We start from the raw sequence: 18,183 nt of genomic DNA on the forward strand, positions 1-18,183 counted from the left end.
ATGGAACACAAACTGACTCTGAAAGAAAAGCTGGGTTATGGTGCTGGCGACGCAGCCGCTAATTTAGTGTGGCGTGGCGCGTTAGCTTACCTAGCGGTTTTCTATACCGATACTTTTGGTATTTCAGCCGCTGCCGCCGCTATGCTGTTTCTTGTGGTACGTCTCTCAGACGGTGTCACCGACATTATCATGGGTATGATTGCCGATAGAACACACACCAAAATGGGGAAGTTTAGGCCTTGGATATTGGGCTCAACTCCATTTTTAGGGCTCTTTATGGTGCTGTGTTTTACCACACCCGATCTCTCCTACACTGGCAAACTTGTGTATGCTTATTTAACCTATATCGGCCTTACACTGGCCTATACCGTAAACAATGTACCCTACTCGGCACTTATGGGTGTCATGACCAGTGACGATAAACAGCGCACAAGTTTGTCGGGTTTTCGTTTCGCAGGTGCTTTTTTAGGTGGACTCTTGGTAATGGGGTATCTACCTATGCTCGTCGAGTATTTTGGTAACGGAGACAGTGCTCAAGGCTATCAATACACGATGTGGCTGTTTGCAGTGCTGTTAGTTGTGTTGATGACTACCACTGTATTCACCACGAAAGAACGCGTAACAATGCAGCACAATAGTCAACAAAATGATAATACGACGTCGCTTTTCACTGAACTAAAAGACTTGTCGAAACAGCTGCCGCTTATCCTTGTCCCACTGGGTGCAATAGTCGCATTCTTTTATTTAAGAAATCTTTTTTCGTTCGCTATTTTTGTTCTGATAATGGTGCTAAGCACGATCGCAGTGAAAAAGCTAATAAATGGCCCGTCAGAAGGCAGAAGTCGCACTCAGCAAGACATTATTGATCTGTTGTCAAACAAACCTTGGCTTATTCTACTGGGCATGGGTTTTCTCACTATGATGTTTAACGGCATTAAATACGGGGTAATTGCCTATTACTTTAAATACTACATGGGAAGCGAATTACTAACCGGATACTTCTTTGTTGGCTTACTTGTGGTTTCTATTTTCGGCGCGCTAGCAACCCCTGTGCTCGCATCGTTTTTCGGAAGAAAACGGCTGTTTATCATAGCATTATTGGCAAGCAGTATATTGACCTGTGGCATTTACTTTGTCCCTATGGGAAGCACAGTAGGTATTTTCACGTTGGGCTGTATGGCTGAATTTTTTGCTGCAATTTTACCCACTTTGTTTTTCTCTATGCTGGGCGATGCTGCCGATTACAGCGAATTTAAAACAGGTCGTCGTGCTACAGGTCTTGTCTACTCAGCAGGTTCTTTTGTACAAAAGACAGGAGGAGGCTTTGCTGGCGCTTTAGTGCTGTTAGTACTGGGAAGCTATGGTTACAGTGGGCTGGACCCAACTACCATTGAGCAAAGCTTACCTGGAATGAAGTCATTGATGAGCTGGATCCCCGCTATATTTGGCTTTGTTGGCGCATTACTAATTTGCTTTTATCCCCTTAACGACAAAAAACAACAAGAAGTTACGCTTGCATTGCGTGCTCGACGTAGCGAAGAGCCGTCAATGGCGGCATAATGCAACTAGAAACATTGTCTTATAAGAATGAGGTTGAATTGGCGTGGCTACCATTTATGAAGTTGCAGAACGAGCAGGGGTATCTTTATCTACAGTGTCCCGCGTACTTAATGGTAAGTCTTCGGTCAACCAAGCGTTAAAGGAAAAGGTAGAAAAGGCAGTAAAAGAACTCAACTATCGCCCAAACTCGGTAGCACGCTCTTTAGCTAACAGCAGAACTGACAGCATAGGTGTATTGGTTCCTGAGCTTAATGCACCGTTTTTTGGAGACTTAATGCAAGCTGTGGAGTCTACTTTTAGAGGCGCTGATAAACACGTTATTATTACGGTCGGTAAAAACTGTCTGGCTACCGAAAAAGACGCCGTCGAGTTTCTTATTAGCAGAAATTGTGATGCGCTCATAATGCATGCTGAAGCCCTGTCTGATGAATACCTCCTTGAGCTTAATAACAACAAGCTTCCAATCGCTCTAGTAAACAGACAAGTAGAAGGTATAGAGGACGCATGCACCGTCCTAAACAACGAAAAAGGCGGCTATTTAGCCACCCGCCATTTACTGGAACTTGGCCACAAACATATCGCTTATATTTCTGGACCTACAGATAAAGCTGACGCAATGGCGCGACTTGAGGGCCATAAGCGAGCATTAAATGAAGCAGGTATAGCCGTAAATTCACAACTAATTTATAACGGCGATTATCAAGAAGAAGGGGGCAAAGTCGGACTTCTAGAATTACTTGCTCGTGACATGCCTTTTTCTGCGTTAGTGTGTGCCAATGATTGGATGGCATCAGGCGCAATAAGCTGTGCTCGTGATCTTGGCATGAGTCTGCCACATGATTTATCTATCGTTGGTTTTGACGACGTAGTCTTTGCCCATCACGTTTTTCCTCGCCTGACTACGGTAAGCAACCCGGTTGCTGACATGGCAGAAACCTCTGCTAAATATATTCTCAACAAAGTTTACGGACAAAAGCATAACGTAAACCGTCTGTTTGAACCGACTTTAGTGGTGAGAGAGTCGACAATCAAACACGATTAAATACGCTGTTTCCAACACCGCAGATAAAGCCAATGTGTGCGTAAAGAACCATAGCCTTTATGCCCTGGCGTGCGCCGTTTAGTGTTTCATGTGAAACATTGATTTGCCTACATTTTAATGGCTTACTGTTCAAGTCTAACTTATCACGCTGTACAGATTGAGCCTGTATAGACATTAATCTGTTCACTATATTTTACTTTAAACAAGGATAAGGGCCGTTATGCTAAGAGTAACATTTGCGCTTCTATGTCTTTTCACATCTGCGCTTGCTTATGCTGACAAAAATTCTGAGGAAGTCGAGCAGGTATTAAATCAGTTACATAAAATGGCAGCCAATGCTAATTACGATGGCTATTTCAATTTATACAGTGAAGATGCCGTATTCATTGGCACAGACGCCACAGAAGTGTGGGCGATAGATGAATTCAAAGCGTACGCCAAACCCCACTTTGATAAGGGCACAGGATGGACATATCATCCGCGAGATAGGCATATCTATTTTTCAAAGAACCGCGATGTGGCGTGGTTTGACGAGTTGCTCGATAACAAAAAGCTAGGAGAAACTCGCGGTACAGGCGTGTTAGTTAAGCAAAACGGCGAATGGAAAGTAAGTCAATACCACTTGACCATTCCTATACCCAATGCCCTGGCAAGCAGCGTTGCAGAATTGATAAATGCTAAGTAAATAAAAGCCACGCAAGCATGGCTTTTAAAAACTATTTGTTAAGTTAAAGGCTGAATTTCCATTTCCACACGGCGATTCATAGACCGATTCGCCGCACTGCTATTCGGCACTTTTGGCGCGTACTCTCCCATCCCAACCGTGGTAATACGGGTCGGATTGACTGAGTAATTTATAAGTAAGTTCTTAACCGCGCCAGCGCGTCGCTCAGACAGCGCTTGGTTGTACTGTTCAGCGCCAGTGTCATCTGTGTGCCCTTTAATCATAAGCACCGTCTTTTCGTAATTATTTACAACCTTGGCCACATCTTGAAGCACGGGGTTGAAGTTGGGGCTAATACTTGAACTGTCAGTGGCAAAAGTAATATCACCCGGCATGATAAGGCGTAAATTGTCGCCTTCGCGCACAACCTGAACTCCCGTATCTGAAAGTTCATTACGCAGGGCTTCTTCCTGTTTATCCATGTAACTACCAATAGCACCACCAGCAATTGCGCCTACTGCCGCACCCCATGCATAGCGACTTTTGTCATTATCGCCTGTTGCCTTGCCTAACAACGCTCCAACCACAGCACCAATTGCTGCGCCTTTTTGCGTATTATTAGGGTCGTTTGCACATCCTGCGACACTAAGTGAAGCAGCAATTAAACCTATAGCTAGTGTTTTTTTCATAACATCCTCTTATCTCGTCTTGCGAGAAAAATGCGCCGGAAGCGAAAAGTTGACTCAGTTTCCATACGCCAATTCAAAATGGTTGTATCTATAGACCCATAACGGTCTGATTAATTCGCGTTACAACACGCACAAGATAACTACTTATTTGCAAGACGCTGCAATATGTATTCCATGCTATTGCTTCAATAGCAGTTTTACGATTTCGCGTACTGTTAAGTAGCGTATTTCATGCAATAACGCTAAAGGAACATAAGCTCACTGTATCCATGCCAACCTGAATATAAGGTTAACAAGGTAGTAAAAGAAGAAAAGCTGCGCGTAAGAATGCGTAGGCGCGTGTAAAAACGACAAACTGTTTCTTTTTAGCTACAGCGTTTTATCCAAGTGAAACAGAGCGTTCAAAGAACGCGTTGATATCAATATTATAGTCTGATGCCGTGACCGCTTTGACAATTGACAATGACTTGTCTGTTGAAAGGTCACAATCTTTAGGCGTCAAATAATGACCTTGTTTAACCGAGTAAAATACTTTTACTAGCGGGGTAAGAGGAGAGTCATTCTGATGCATTACCATGGCCAAACGTTCGTTTGACAGCAAAACCAAGCTTCCTACAGGGTAAATTCCCAAGCATTTTATAAATTGCTGAACAAGGTAAATATCCAATCTAGTGGGGGCTTCGCTCATTAATATTGAAAACGCTTTTTGACTCGACATTCCCGATTTGTAAACCCTGTCCGCGGTAAGCGCATCATACATATCAGCAATAGCAAGCATACGCCCCGCTTTGCTGATTTCTTCATCTTTGGCACCTTTGGGGTAGCCCAGCCCATCTAGCCGCTCATGATGCTCAGCTACAGCCCTTATCAAATACGGTTTAATGTCAGTATCAGTGAGATGATCTACACCATGTTGAACATGCCCCTTCATTACTTCCATTTCACTTTCCGTCAATAAGCCTGGCTTATGTAATATTTCATCTGGGATCATAATCTTTCCCAAATCATGCAAAAAACCAGCATAAGAAAGCTCATTAACTTCCTCATCAGACATTCCCAGAAACTTTGCGAAATTGGCAAGTAAAATGGCAACGTTCAAAGAGTGCTCTAGTAAGTAATCATCTTTTTCACGAATTTTTGTTAAGCACAACAATGCATCTGGGTTTCGCTCGACCGATTCAACCAGCTTGGCTGAAAACGCTTTTGGAATACTCCCATCATAGGGCGTTTCCTTTTGAAGATTTACCTGTAAAGCATGCTGAATAGCTTTGCCCTGCTCATGTAATTTGACGGCGCGCTGAAGTTCATTTTCAAACTTCATAGGTTTTGCTTTGGACTTCTCCTCAGAGGATGCGGTCGCAGCTTTTTGTGCGCCAGCGTCTGTGTTATTGGCAGGATTGAACGCTTTTTCTGTATCAATAATAAGTGTTTTAACGCCGCGTTTTTTTAAAGTAGTAACAACGTCGGTTGACGTAACGCGGCCCTGATTTTTGACCGACAGTTTGCCCTTCTGTTCTACAATCTGGTGAACAAACATGCCTGGTTTAAGTTGACTGATGGAAATTTTCTTTAACATACTGCGGCTATTAAGACTCCAACTATTTACTTACAAAAGCGTTAGTGTCTTTGTCGCACATGCAAGAAGCGTAAATTGCTTATCCTACGAGCTGCGACATTAAAATGCTAACTTAGCAAGTATAGTGTGTAAATCGGGCTTCCAACCGAATTTCTTCATATTAATACGATTATTTTTCACCATCACGCCCTCGCTGAGCAGGCGCTCGCGTTGCTCGTTGGCTTTATCTGACCCTTCGGGAAAGGCTATCTTACCATCCGCTCTGACCACGCGATGCCAGTTGTGTTCACCACCTATAGTTTGTAGACACTTTCCCATAAGTCTGGCTCGCCCAGGAAGCCCGCTTAGGTCCGCAAGCAAACCATAGCTGACGACAACACCAGAAGGCACAACGTTTAAAGTTTTTTCAACGCGATGGTATACGCTTTCATTTGGCATGGGGTAAAATTACCTTTTTTATTGAGCTTAAGAGAGGGATATGCGCCCCTATTGCCCTCAGTGTCACTATCCAGAAAAAACGTGTTTATGTGAGCATATTCACATGACATCGACAGCCTTAGAGGTGCTCATCATCCAGCACCCCAAAGAGGCAAATCATGCAAAGAACACAGCAAAACTTGTTGCGTTGAGCATACCATCAACGTCTATCGTCAATGCTCATAACGTCGAGGCAATGACCGCACTATCTAGTCGTAATGACCTAGCAACCACGTTATTAGTCTACCCAAATGACAATAGTGTCCCGGTAGAAGCACTGAGTGAAACGGCAAAACAAGACATTTCCACCGTGATTTTAATCGATGGTAGCTGGAAACAAGCATTTGGCATCGTCAAACAGCACCCTTGGCTGCAGGCTCTTACCTCGGTTCATTTCGCATCAGCACCTGGCTCAACTTACGCCATTAGACATACATCGCTGTCGCATGCTTTATCAACACTTGAGGCTACAGCTTACAGCCTTGCGACATTAGACAACGCAGAAGTAAGTGCGTTATACAAACTCCAAGGAGCAATGCAGGCGCAGTGGCAAGGTCCTAAGGGACATTTACGCTCTATTTAGCTTACAGCCTGCATAGGAATGAAACCTTTTTGCTCTCGAACTAATCCTAGCCAGTTGCGAATAGCAGGGTATGCCGACAAATCGAACCCACCCTCATGTGCCACATGGGTGTAAGCATACAATGAAATATCAGCAAGACTGAGTGTATCGCCAAGTAGGAATGGGGATTGTTTGAGCTGTTGTTCCATCACCTCAAGCGCACGATATCCACCCGCTTGTTTAGACTCAAATTCGTCTCGCCTTTCATCAGGCAGCCCTAGATAAACATTAATGTATCTCGCTACCGCTATATAGGGCTCATGGCTATACTGTTCGAAGAACTGCCATTGTAATAACTTTGCATGAGAAAAGGGTGAGGAGGGCATTAGGGGCGTATTGAATGCCAAATAATGCATAATAGCGTTCGACTCTGACAATACTCGCCCGTCGTCGAGCTCAAGAATGGGTATTTTCCCGTTAGGCGACTTGTCTAAAAACCATTGGCTACGCGTTTCCCCATTTAAAATATCAACATCTATCCATTCGCAGGTTTTGCCGAGTAGCGACAATAAGAGTTGCAGTTTGTAACAGTTTCCAGAGCGCTTATCGCCGTAAATTCTCACGTCAACTATCCTTTGTAAACTAAGGTTTAAAAATTATAGTAATTAACGAGTGCACAATTTTAAAGCGATAAATCACTAGGCATCAGTAATAAGAAAGCTGGATAATCCACTCTGTGACTAGAAGTAGTACCCAAGATAGCGGGATAAGCGTAATACATGCTGCAATTCTGGCTTTGTCTCTTGGAGAAAACGCACTAAACCTCTTGCTTGAAAGTCGTTCCTTTTCCGTTTCTAGCTGTTCTAACCTTTTTCCCATGCCACCGCCGTCTTTTTGCGCACACAACTTTATCCCTTCATTGATATCGTTTTCGAGTGCGCCGAGCAGATCCTGTTGTTCACGCTCTAATGCCCGTCGCAGCCTAAATACAGGAAGAAATAGAAACACCAATACAACACCTGTAAAGAATGAAACGACAAGTACATCGATAGAGGGAATATCTTTCTTTAGCCAAAATATGGGAAAAATGGCAAGAGCGCCAACAGCAAAGATACTGTTAGTCGTACCAAGTGTAAGAATTGAAGACAATGAATTTAGTTTGTCGCTATTGCCCTCTACACACGGTAATACCTTTTTATTGAGGTACTTAATGTTTGACGACATTTGAAACAAAAACAGAATTGCGATGAACCAAAAAGGTACAGCGGTCGCTGTCAGCATCAACACATGCAGCTCTTGTTTTACAGAGATAAGTCCTTCAAGCACACAATACACTACCGTGATCATGATAGATAAAATGGTGGCGTTGAAGATTTGGTGCTTGAATTGCGCTGTTAACTGTTCGCGATGATATGTGAAATGACTAAGCCTATTTGCTCGTACTAACAGTGAAATAAGAGTACTTGCTACATTTTGCTGCATTAACCGCAAAGCAAACCAAAAGTAACCAGTAAGTGCCGACATGCCAATTGCTGAATTAAAATCGCGTTGCGCCCTTATGTTCCCAACCTCAGGCCAATCCAGCGCTCCCGTAAGAAAATGAATGGTCAGCAGCAACAATGAGGTGAGCAGTGGGAAAAGTCCACTTGATGCGCCTCTTTGCGTATTTGAGTAAGAACTAAACTTCATAAAACGTGTGGTGCTGATTGCTGAATTCGCATTGTTGGTGAGCTTACGTGTACCTAGTCTGAAACCCACTAACCATAAGCCATTAGCAGGTCATATAGCAATAGAAATAAGCGTAACAAACTATGAATGAGTACTTTTCAAGCACCCAATAAAAAACCCGCCATTAAGGCGGGTTTTATTAAATAGCTGCTCGCTTATTTACGTAACTTCTGAATAAGACGAAGTTGCGCAATTGCCTCTGCCAGCTCTAGTGCGGCTTCAGCATAATTAAAGTCAGCGCCTGGGTTGGCGATGTGCTCTTCTGCACGTCGTTTGGCTTCTTCTGCCGCCTGCTCGTCAAGATCTTCAGCTCGAACCGCAGTGTCAGCAAGAACGGTGACGTTGCCTGGCTGTACTTCTAGTACACCACCAGCAACATAAATTACTTCTTCTTCACCGTGCTGTTTAACCAAACGCACCATACCAGGTTTAATAGCAGAGATAAGTGGCGCGTGCCCTGGGTGAATACCCAGCTCACCTTCGCTACCTGTCACTTGGATCGTTTCAACAAGACCAGAAAAGATTTTCTTCTCTGCACTTACTACGTCCAAATGTACTGTCATTGCCATGTGAACCTCCTGATTAGGTACGTTAGCATGATGAGTGGCTAGCAGCTGCTAGCCCCGTCATTACGCTTTCTTGGCTTTCTCTAGCGCTTCTTCGATAGAACCAACCATGTAGAAGGCTTGCTCTGGAAGGTGATCATACTCACCGTCTAGAATGCCTTTAAAACCACTGATTGTGTCTTTAAGCGATACATATTTACCAGGTGCGCCAGTAAATACTTCTGCTACGAAGAACGGCTGAGATAGGAAACGCTGAATCTTACGAGCACGTGATACCACTTGCTTATCTTCTTCAGACAGTTCGTCCATACCTAGGATCGCGATGATGTCTTTCAGCTCTTTATAGCGCTGAAGAACAGTCTGTACGCCACGTGCTACGTCATAGTGCTCTTGACCGATTACTAGTGGGTCTAGCTGACGAGACGTTGAATCTAGTGGGTCTACCGCAGGGTAGATACCAAGAGACGCGATATCACGAGAAAGTACTACCGTTGCATCCAAGTGAGCAAAGGTTGTCGCTGGAGATGGGTCAGTCAAGTCATCCGCAGGTACGTATACCGCTTGGATTGAAGTGATTGAACCAGTCTTCGTTGACGTAATACGTTCCTGAAGTACACCCATCTCTTCTGCTAGTGTAGGCTGGTAACCTACCGCAGATGGCATACGACCTAGAAGTGCTGATACCTCAGTACCTGCTAGGGTATAACGATAGATGTTATCTACGAAGAATAGTACGTCACGGCCTTCGTCACGGAACTTCTCAGCCATTGTTAGACTGGTAAGTGCAACACGTAGACGGTTGCCCGGTGGCTCGTTCATCTGACCGTATACAAGCGATACTTTATCAAGTACGTTTGATTCGTTCATTTCGTGATAGAAGTCGTTACCCTCACGAGTACGCTCACCAACACCAGCGAATACTGAGAAACCGCTGTGCTCGATCGCGATGTTACGGATAAGTTCCATCATGTTTACGGTTTTACCTACACCCGCACCACCGAATAGACCAACTTTACCACCCTTAGCGAATGGGCAAACCAAGTCGATTACTTTGATACCAGTTTCTAGTAGTTCTACCGAGCTAGACTGATCTTCGTAGCTAGGCGCTTCACGGTGAATAGACATACGCTCTTCTTCACCAATTGGGCCCGCTTCGTCGATTGGGTTACCCAATACGTCCATGATACGACCTAGTGTAGACGTACCAACTGGAACCATGATTGGGTTACAGGTGTTTTCTACTGCAAGACCACGTTTTAGTCCGTCAGTAGTACCTAGTGCGATGCCACGAACAACACCGCCACCTAATTGCTGTTGCACTTCCAGGGTTAGACCTGACAAGTCACCTTCGGTAACTCGTAGTGCGTCATAAACTCTTGGTACCGCATCTTGTGGAAACTCAATGTCCACAACGGCGCCAATGATTTGGACGACCTTACCTTGACTCATAATTTGTCCTCGTTATCTCTTTTAAACCTTTGCCTACACCGCTGCGGCACCGCCAACAATCTCACTAATTTCTTGAGTGATTGCGGCCTGACGCGCTTTGTTATATACCAGTTGTAACTCATCAATAAGGTTACCGGCATTGTCGGTTGCTGCCTTCATGGCAACCATTCGCGCAGCTTGCTCTGACGCTGCGTTTTCTACAACACCCTGATACACCTGAGACTCAATGTAACGTACCATTAGTGCTTCCAAAATCTCTTTTGGATCTGGCTCGTAAATGTAGTCCCAACGATGTTGATATTCTTCGTCTTCCGACTTTGGCAAAGGCAATAACTGATTGATCACAGGTGTCTGTGTCATGGTGTTAACGAAGTCATTGAATACCAAGAATACTCGGTCAAGTTTTCCTTCGTCGTACGCGTTAAGCATTACGCGCACAACACCTACTACATCGCTTACTGACGGCTTGTCACCTAAACCTGATTCAGCGGCCAACAATGTGCCACCAAAACGGTTAAAGAAACCGCACGCCTTAGAACCTAATGCAGCAAAATCTACTTCTACACCCTGGTCGTGCCATTTCTTCACGTCCTGGGTTACTAGCTTAAATTCGTTGGTGTTCAAACCACCACATAAGCCTCGGTCAGTAGAAATCACAATATAACCAACACGCTTGATTTCACGCTCTTCCAAATAAGGATGGCGATACTCAAGGTTACCGTTGGCAATGTGACCAATCACTTTTAGCATGTTTTGTGCGTATGGACGACCAGAGGCCATGCGTTCTTGCGCCTTTTTCATTTTAGACGCAGCAACCATTTCCATCGCACTGGTAATCTTCTGAGTATTCTTGATACTCCCAATCTTACCTTTTATCTCTTTACCGCTGGCCATGACTATCTCTCCGATTACTCAACGAAATGCGCTGGTGGTTAAACACCAGCACCATTGATTACCAAGTTTGTGTCGCTTTAAAGTTAGTTAAAGCGTCGTTCAACTTGCAAGCAATCTCGTCGTTGTAGTTACCTGATTCGTTGATAGTCTTCATCAGCTCAGCATGTTCACTGTTCATGTACGAGTGAAGAGCAGCTTCAAAATCTAGGATTTTTGGAAGCTCGATGTCCTTAAGGAACCCTTTCTCTACTGCGAACAGAGAAACACCCATGTCAGCGATAGATAGTGGAGCGTACTGCTTCTGCTTCATTAGCTCAGTTACGCGCTCACCGTGTTCTAGCTGTTCACGAGTTGCATCATCAAGGTCAGAAGCAAACTGCGAGAACGCCGCAAGTTCACGATACTGAGCTAGGGCTAGACGGATACCGCCACCCAACTTCTTGATGATTTTAGTTTGTGCAGCACCACCAACACGAGATACCGAGATACCAGCGTTAACCGCCGGACGGATACCTGCGTTGAACAAGTCAGTTTCTAGGAAGATCTGACCGTCCGTAATCGAGATTACGTTAGTTGGTACGAAAGCTGATACGTCACCTGCTTGCGTTTCGATAATTGGAAGCGCAGTAAGTGAACCAGTTTGACCTTTAACTTCACCGTTAGTGTAACGCTCAACGTATTGCTCGTTTACACGTGCAGCACGCTCTAATAGACGTGAGTGAAGATAGAATACGTCACCTGGGTAAGCTTCACGGCCTGGTGGACGCTTAAGTAGTAGTGAGATTTGACGGTAAGCAACAGCTTGCTTTGACAAATCATCATATACGATTAGCGCATCTTCACCGCGGTCACGGAAGTATTCACCCATAGTACAACCAGAGTAAGGCGCTAGGTATTGAAGCGCTGCAGACTCAGAAGCAGAAGCAGCAACTACGATAGTGTGCTCAAGCGCACCGTGCTCTTCTAGCTTACGTACTACGTTAGCAATAGTAGATGCTTTCTGACCAACCGCTACGTACACACACTTAACGCCTGTACCTTTTTGGTTGATGATTGCATCAACAGCCATTGCTGTTTTACCACACTGACGGTCACCGATGATAAGCTCACGCTGACCACGACCAACTGGGATCATAGCGTCAACTGACTTATAACCAGTTTGGATTGGTTGGTCTACTGATTGACGTTCGATTACACCAGGTGCAATTTTTTCAACTAAGCTCAAAGCCAGCTGCGTCGATCGCGCCTTTACCGTCGATAGGCTCACCAAGTGTGTTTACAACACGACCTAGTAGCGCTGTACCAACTGGTACTTCAAGGATACGACCTGTAGATTGTACTTTTACGCCTTCTTGTAGGTCAGCGTATGGGCCCATTACAACCGCACCAACTGAGTCTCGCTCAAGGTTTAGTGCAATTGCGTAGCGGCTTCCAGGAAGCTCGATCATTTCACCTTGCATTACATCTGCAAGGCCATGAATGCGGATAATACCGTCAGTTACTGCGACGATAGTACCTTCATTGCGTGCTTCACTGGTTACATTGAACTGTTCAATTCTTTTCTTGATCAGTTCAGCAATTTCAGTGGAATTAAGTTGCATGCTCTTATCCCCGTTATGCTTGCAACGCGTCTGCTAGACGGTTCAATTTCGACTTTACGGAACCATCTATTACTGTATCGTCAGCTTTAATAACCATTCCAGCGATAAGGGCAGGGTCCACGTTACAATTAAGCTTCACTTTACGTGCCAAACGTTTTTCCAAAGATGCAATCAACTCATTTTGTTGTGCATCGGTCAGCGTAGATGCTGAGGTTACGTCCACTTCTACTTCTTTGTCGTACTCTGCTTTGAAAGCATCGAACAAAGTAGAAATTTCAGGCAACGCGGCTAAACGTTTATTCTCAGCCAAAACCTTCACAAGGTTTTGACCGTGTTCGTCGAGTTGCTCACCACAAACATTATTAAAAATGTCGGCTAGCGTATCAGCAGCAACAGCACCAGATAATAACTGGTGCATGTCTTCATTTGCTGCCACAGCGCCTGCAAAGGCGAGCATTTCTTGCCATTTCGCAACGGCATCTTTCTCGACTGCGAAATCGAAAGCAGCTTTAGCATAAGGACGAGCAACAGTTGTCAATTCAGACATGGCTCTTCTCCCTATTAAAGCTCAGCGACAAGTTTTTCAACAATGTCGTTTTGAGCGCTTTCGTCAATTTCACGTTGTAAGATTTGCTGTGCGCCAGCTACTGCAAGAGCAGAAACCTGCTTGCGCAAATCTTCTTTGGCACGATTGCGTTCAGCTTCAATCTCGGCATAACCAGAAGCGATAATCTTCTCGCGTTCCGCATGGCCTTTTTGCGTTTCTTCGTCAACCAATTGGTTGGCACGCTTTTTAGCCTGCTCGATAATTTCAGCTGCTTGCGCTTTCGCATCTTTAAGCTGCTCAGTAGCTTTCGCTTGAGCTAGCTCTAGGTCTTTCTCTGCACGTTCAGAAGCTTCAAGGCCATCGGCAATCTTCTTCTGACGTTCTTCAATCGCTGCGATTAGCGGCGGCCATACATATTTCATGCAGAACACCACGAACACAGCGAAGGCGATTAATTGACCAATAAAAGTGGCGTTAATATTCACTATCGCCTCTCCTCATAAAAGTTCGCTAGAGTATGAATTAAAGTAGGTACTGAGGTGGAGCGAACAATAGGAATAGTGCGATACCAACACCGATCATCGCGATAGCATCGATAAGACCCGCTACGATGAACATTTTAACTTGTAGTTGTGGTGCAAGTTCTGGTTGACGAGCAGCAGACTCTAGGAATTTACCACCTAGAAGACCGAAGCCGATAGCGGTACCAAGAGCACCCATACCAATTAGGATAGCAACTGCGATTGCAAGCATGTTTAAATCTCCGATTTAAAGTTTAGTTAAGGTTAATGTTTAAAATAAAACTCGGTTAAAAACGGTACCGACAAACGTATTCCCGGTACCCGTTAATTCTTAGTGGTCTTCAGCCGCTAGGCTTAAGTACACGATGGTTAGCATCATGAAAATAAACGCCTGAAGCGGAAGTACCAGAATATGGAATACAGCCCACATAAAGTGCAGTGGAAGCTGGAAGTAGCCAATCGTCGCGATAAGGATGAAGATTAGCTCACTCGCGTACAGGTTACCGAACAAACGCAGCGCTAGTGAAAGCGGACGCGCAAGCAGGGTAACGGTCTCAAGAATGAAGTTCACCGGAATGAAAAGCGGGTGACCGAAAGGCTGCATAGTAAGCTCTTTAGTAAAGCCACCAATACCTTTCATCTTGATTGAGTAGTAGATAATTAGGATGAATACACCCGCTGCTAGTGCAAACGTAAGGTTAAGGTCAGTGGTTGGTACCGCCTTCATGTATACGTCATGTGGGTCCATACCAAACGCTGAAGAACCAATTAGGCCTGCGATGGTAGGCAGTAAGTCAACCGGAACAAGGTCCATAAGGTTCATTAGCAATACCCATACAAAGATAGTCAGTGCTAATGGCGCAATAAGTGCGCTCTTACCGTGGAAAGTACTTTTTACGTTATCATCAACAAACTCAACGATTAGCTCAACAAACGCCTGCATTTTGCTAGGTACGCCAGTCGTTGCTTTTTTCGCTACGCTTCTGAAGATGAAAAGGAAAAGTAAGCCTAGACCAATAGACCATGCCAACGTATCGACATGCCATGCCCAAAAACCAGCATCAGAACACGCTTTGTTAAACGCAATTCCGTTGTCAGTTGAGCACATAGTGGCATTGGTCAAGTGGTGCTTGATGTATTCTGAGGTAGTGTATTCAGATGCCATTGTTTAACCCAAGTTGTAAAGTGTAAAAATTTGGTGACTGGTTCTTTTGGTTCATTCGGTCGTGTTTCGTTATCTGCGTATTCGCATTGTTATTGTTTCGTACCGTAATGAAACATGGCTAGCGCATGGCTAGCTGTTGTAATCACAAACGCGGCGAATATCTCAAGCGGCGCGGCATTCAAGCCCTTAAAAGCAATTACAAATAAAATGATTGTCAGTGCCAGCTTCATTTTTGAGCCTTGGCTAAAACTACGTGCAACAAGGTCGTTCTTACTTGCTCCGGCATAACGAAATGCAAAGGCCGTAAAAACGATTGTGGGCAAGATGCTTATCATGGCACCCGCCGCCGCTGACATTGCGGAATGATTACCTGCAGCAGCAAAGGCGATTACAGTAACGACTGAGGCAGTGATAACCTGAAAAAGTAGCCCTTTTTTGGCGAGGTCTAACCCCCGTTTTGCTAGCTTGTTCGTCACTTTTTCTCGCAGCTTGTTCACGTCTTACAAAAAGCGTCAGAAGTATACTGTTTTACCGACAATTTTCAACAGTACATCGCTTTTTGAAAGTTATTCTGAAAATTTTCTATTGCTATAACCGGAAAGGAGAGTGTCCGAATGGTGCTATGGACAGCGTTTCAATTGCGGGTAGGCAAAGGGTGTATCATTTTTATTATTCTAATAAGCTATTGAATTTTATTAATAATTCCATCTAATTGCTCTAAGTCACTGAAGCTAATCGTAAGTTTTCCTTTACCTTTTGCATTATGGTCAATGCTCACCGGAGCGCCTAAATTTTCTGAAAGTCGTGTCATAAGGTTTTGTACGTCTGGATCAACTTTCTTCTCTGGCTTTGGCTTAGCGGGCTCTAATAGCTTTTTCACCAGCTTTTCGGTGTCTCTTACCGTAAGCCCCTTGCCCGATACGACTTGAGCAGTGTCTGACTGTGTTTCACCCTCTAGCGCGAGCAGTGCACGGGCGTGACCCATTTCAATATCACCGTGCTCGACTAATAATTTTACATCATCGTTCAAATTGTTGAGGCGCAGTAAGTTGGTTACCGTAGTGCGCGATTTACCTACCGCTTCAGCCACTTCTTGATGCGTCAGCGCAAATTCGTTCATTAAACGGTCAAGCGCTTGTGCTTCTTCCATCGCGTTTAAGTCTTCACGCTGAATATTCTCAATAAGCGCAATAGCCACAGCGGCTTCGTCTGGCACATTCTTGATTAAGCATGGCACTTCATCAAGCTGTGCTAATTGAGACGCTCGCCAGCGGCGTTCACCTACAATGATTTCATAACGATGATCATCAATCTTGCGAACAACGATGGGTTGAATAATACCTTGAGCACGAATCGATGAGGCTAACTCTTCCAATGCTTCAGGAGACATGTCTTTTCGGGGCTGATATTTGCCCGGCACGAGATATTCGATAGGTAGCTTATTAAGCTCACCATTGGTGGTAAGTACCTCGGCGGCATCTTGTTCTCGTTGAGCAGATGATTGGCTGGTTGCTAGTAGCGCATCTAGACCGCGGCCAAGGCCTCTTTTACGTGCTGACATAGTGTCCTCTATGGCATATGCTGATGTTGTTCAGCTTATTCTCGTTTAACTTGCTTTTGCCTGTGCAGGCGAAGATTTATCCCGACGACGAAGTATTTCGCCTGCTAGTGCCAAGTATGCTTTCGCGCCAGTAGATGACTTGTCGTAATACATCGCTGGCGTTCCGAAACTCGGGGCTTCAGCTAGACGAACATTGCGCGGAATAACGGTGCGATAAACTTGTTCACCAAAATGACGCTTAAGCTGTTCTGATACGTCATTCGCTAGGCGGTTTCGCGGGTCGTACATAGTACGCAATACGCCTTCAATCTTCAATTCAGGATTTACCACAGACGCTAATTTTTGAATAGTGTCCATTAGTGCAGTAAGGCCTTCTAGCGCATAGTACTCGCATTGCATGGGTACCATCACAGAATCAGCCGCCGCAAGTGCATTTACTGTTAATTGATTTAGCGAAGGTGGGCAATCAATAAAGATAAAATCGTAGTAGTCCATGACAGGCTGTAACGCGTTGCGAAGTCTAACTTCACGAGCAAACATTTCCATCAGCTTAATTTCTGCTGCTGTCACATCTCCATTGGCGGCTATGAGATCGTATTTCCCGCTCGTGGCTTTCACTATCACTTCATCGATAGGCTTTTCTTCAATCAACAATTCAAATGCCGTCGCCTCGACCTCGTATTTGTCGACGCCGCTTCCCATGGTGGCATTGCCTTGGGGGTCCAGATCGATAAGCAACACTTTTCGCTTGGTCGCTGCCATTGAAGCTGCCACGTTTACTGCAGTCGTCGTTTTACCAACACCACCTTTTTGATTCGCGATCGCGATTACCTTAGCCACGTTAGATCCTGTTAATTCTTTTTCAGCCAAACCAAATGTCTTTCGCCGACAAGATTTGGCACAGTGAGGTTTTCCGTTCGACTCACCTGAAAGTGATCACTTACTTCGTCTATTTCTTCTTGCGGAAACTGACCTTTTAGCGCCAAAAACTGACCTTCTGAATCTACCAGATGCTCACACCAGTGCAACATATCTTTTAGTGACGCAAACGCGCGACTAAGCACAATATCGTAGGGCTTTTCGCCGTTGTGCTCTTCTACACGACTTTGCACTGGGGTCACGTTCGTAAGTTTAAGGCTGTGAACACACTGTGTCATAAATCGCACGCGTTTGCCTAACGAATCTAGCAAAGTAAATGACTTATTGGGAAACGCGATAGCCAAAGGCATGCCTGGCAGTCCAGGGCCTGTTCCAACGTCAATGATGTTTTCATCAGCGCTATCAGATAGATACGGAACAATGGCTAAAGAATCTAGAATGTGCTTAACCATCATCTGCTTTGGGTCGCGAACTGACGTTAAGTTGTACGCCTTATTCCACTTATCAATCATCACGACATAATCAACCAATTGCTGCTGTTGCATGTTGCTCAGCTCAAGTGATAGGGCGCCGAGGCCTGATGTCAGTATCGTATGCAATTCTTGCTGTAAGCTCATTGGTAGTTCTGTTTTATCTATTTGAAAAAAGGACGCTTTACCGAAAATAATATCACGTTACTGAATGGGTCCATTCACGTAAAAG

General features: G+C 44.7%; 20 protein-coding genes and 1 pseudogene. 4 read left to right on the forward strand and 17 right to left on the reverse strand.

What is annotated here, in order from left to right; genetic code table 11:
- The 3 genes from V6N89_RS21470 to V6N89_RS21480 all read left to right on the forward strand — a co-directional run bounded on the left by V6N89_RS21470 (position 1) and on the right by V6N89_RS21480 (position 3,287).
- Entirely contained in the window at positions 1 to 1,560 is a 1,560-nt protein-coding gene (locus tag V6N89_RS21470; protein ID WP_338519528.1) for an MFS transporter, read from the forward strand.
- 43 nt (positions 1,561 to 1,603) lie between these two features.
- Complete coding sequence (locus V6N89_RS21475; protein WP_338519529.1) at positions 1,604 to 2,602, forward strand: LacI family DNA-binding transcriptional regulator; 999 nt, start codon at positions 1,604 to 1,606, stop codon at positions 2,600 to 2,602.
- Between the two features lie 220 nt (positions 2,603 to 2,822).
- Positions 2,823 to 3,287: a nuclear transport factor 2 family protein gene (locus V6N89_RS21480; RefSeq protein WP_338519531.1), complete on the forward strand. Its 465-nt coding sequence runs from the start codon at positions 2,823 to 2,825 to the stop codon at positions 3,285 to 3,287.
- 38 nt (positions 3,288 to 3,325) lie between these two features.
- On the opposite strand, the gene V6N89_RS21485 is transcribed toward V6N89_RS21480, so the two are convergent.
- The 3 genes from V6N89_RS21485 to V6N89_RS21495 form a co-directional block, all read right to left on the reverse strand.
- Positions 3,326 to 3,955: an OmpA family protein gene (locus tag V6N89_RS21485; protein WP_338519533.1), complete on the reverse strand. Its 630-nt coding sequence runs from the start codon at positions 3,953 to 3,955 to the stop codon at positions 3,326 to 3,328.
- 379 nt (positions 3,956 to 4,334) lie between these two features.
- Positions 4,335 to 5,531, reverse strand: coding sequence for an HD-GYP domain-containing protein (locus V6N89_RS21490; protein WP_346993231.1), 1,197 nt, complete (start codon positions 5,529 to 5,531; stop codon positions 4,335 to 4,337).
- 99 nt (positions 5,532 to 5,630) lie between these two features.
- A complete protein-coding gene (locus V6N89_RS21495; RefSeq protein ID WP_338519535.1) occupies positions 5,631 to 5,969 on the reverse strand; it encodes an MGMT family protein in 339 nt (112 codons plus the stop codon).
- Between the two features lie 103 nt (positions 5,970 to 6,072).
- Between V6N89_RS21495 and V6N89_RS21500 the strand changes: the two genes are divergently transcribed.
- A complete protein-coding gene (locus tag V6N89_RS21500; protein WP_346993232.1) occupies positions 6,073 to 6,591 on the forward strand; it encodes a tRNA-uridine aminocarboxypropyltransferase in 519 nt (172 codons plus the stop codon).
- Here V6N89_RS21500 and V6N89_RS21505 read toward each other — a convergent pair.
- From V6N89_RS21505 to rsmG, 14 genes and pseudogenes are all read right to left on the reverse strand, one after another.
- Positions 6,588 to 7,193, reverse strand: coding sequence for a glutathione S-transferase family protein (locus V6N89_RS21505; RefSeq protein WP_338519539.1), 606 nt, complete (start codon positions 7,191 to 7,193; stop codon positions 6,588 to 6,590). The two genes, V6N89_RS21500 and V6N89_RS21505, sit on opposite strands and share 4 nt — an antisense overlap.
- Positions 7,194 to 7,275: 82 nt before the next feature.
- Complete coding sequence (locus tag V6N89_RS21510; RefSeq protein WP_346993233.1) at positions 7,276 to 8,328, reverse strand: hypothetical protein; 1,053 nt, start codon at positions 8,326 to 8,328, stop codon at positions 7,276 to 7,278.
- A gap of 125 nt (positions 8,329 to 8,453) precedes the next feature.
- Positions 8,454 to 8,867 carry a F0F1 ATP synthase subunit epsilon gene (locus V6N89_RS21515; RefSeq protein WP_338519542.1) on the reverse strand — a complete coding sequence of 138 codons (414 nt, stop codon included), beginning with the start codon at positions 8,865 to 8,867 and terminating at the stop codon, positions 8,454 to 8,456.
- A gap of 60 nt (positions 8,868 to 8,927) precedes the next feature.
- Entirely contained in the window at positions 8,928 to 10,313 is a 1,386-nt protein-coding gene (gene atpD, locus V6N89_RS21520; RefSeq protein WP_346993234.1) for a F0F1 ATP synthase subunit beta, read from the reverse strand.
- Positions 10,314 to 10,346: 33 nt separating this feature from the next.
- The gene (atpG, locus tag V6N89_RS21525) at positions 10,347 to 11,207 is read right to left on the reverse strand and encodes a F0F1 ATP synthase subunit gamma (protein ID WP_346993235.1); all 861 of its coding nucleotides are present in this window, start codon (positions 11,205 to 11,207) and stop codon (positions 10,347 to 10,349) included.
- A gap of 58 nt (positions 11,208 to 11,265) precedes the next feature.
- Positions 11,266 to 12,808, reverse strand: a pseudogene (gene atpA, locus V6N89_RS21530) (F0F1 ATP synthase subunit alpha).
- A 13-nt stretch (positions 12,809 to 12,821) separates the two neighbouring features.
- Positions 12,822 to 13,355, reverse strand: a complete 534-nt coding sequence (gene atpH / locus V6N89_RS21535; protein ID WP_346993236.1) for a F0F1 ATP synthase subunit delta — start codon at positions 13,353 to 13,355, stop codon at positions 12,822 to 12,824.
- Between the two features lie 14 nt (positions 13,356 to 13,369).
- On the reverse strand, positions 13,370 to 13,840 hold the full coding sequence (atpF, locus tag V6N89_RS21540; protein WP_338519544.1) for a F0F1 ATP synthase subunit B: 471 nt from the start codon (positions 13,838 to 13,840) through the stop codon (positions 13,370 to 13,372).
- A 37-nt stretch (positions 13,841 to 13,877) separates the two neighbouring features.
- Complete coding sequence (gene atpE / locus V6N89_RS21545) at positions 13,878 to 14,108, reverse strand: F0F1 ATP synthase subunit C (protein ID WP_075177146.1); 231 nt, start codon at positions 14,106 to 14,108, stop codon at positions 13,878 to 13,880.
- Between the two features lie 99 nt (positions 14,109 to 14,207).
- Complete coding sequence (gene atpB, locus V6N89_RS21550) at positions 14,208 to 15,041, reverse strand: F0F1 ATP synthase subunit A (protein WP_338519547.1); 834 nt, start codon at positions 15,039 to 15,041, stop codon at positions 14,208 to 14,210.
- 89 nt (positions 15,042 to 15,130) lie between these two features.
- On the reverse strand, positions 15,131 to 15,517 hold the full coding sequence (locus tag V6N89_RS21555) for an ATP synthase subunit I (protein WP_338519549.1): 387 nt from the start codon (positions 15,515 to 15,517) through the stop codon (positions 15,131 to 15,133).
- Positions 15,518 to 15,723: 206 nt separating this feature from the next.
- Complete coding sequence (locus V6N89_RS21560; protein ID WP_346993237.1) at positions 15,724 to 16,602, reverse strand: ParB/RepB/Spo0J family partition protein; 879 nt, start codon at positions 16,600 to 16,602, stop codon at positions 15,724 to 15,726.
- Between the two features lie 45 nt (positions 16,603 to 16,647).
- Positions 16,648 to 17,442 (reverse strand): ParA family protein, encoded by a 795-nt coding sequence (locus V6N89_RS21565; protein ID WP_338519550.1) that lies wholly within the window; start codon positions 17,440 to 17,442, stop codon positions 16,648 to 16,650.
- 11 nt (positions 17,443 to 17,453) lie between these two features.
- Entirely contained in the window at positions 17,454 to 18,098 is a 645-nt protein-coding gene (rsmG, locus tag V6N89_RS21570) for a 16S rRNA (guanine(527)-N(7))-methyltransferase RsmG (protein ID WP_338519552.1), read from the reverse strand.
- Between the last annotated feature and the right edge of the window lie 85 nt (positions 18,099 to 18,183).

The organism is Alteromonas gracilis (assembly GCF_036870955.2).
In the GTDB taxonomy this organism is placed as follows: domain Bacteria; phylum Pseudomonadota; class Gammaproteobacteria; order Enterobacterales; family Alteromonadaceae; genus Alteromonas; species Alteromonas gracilis_A.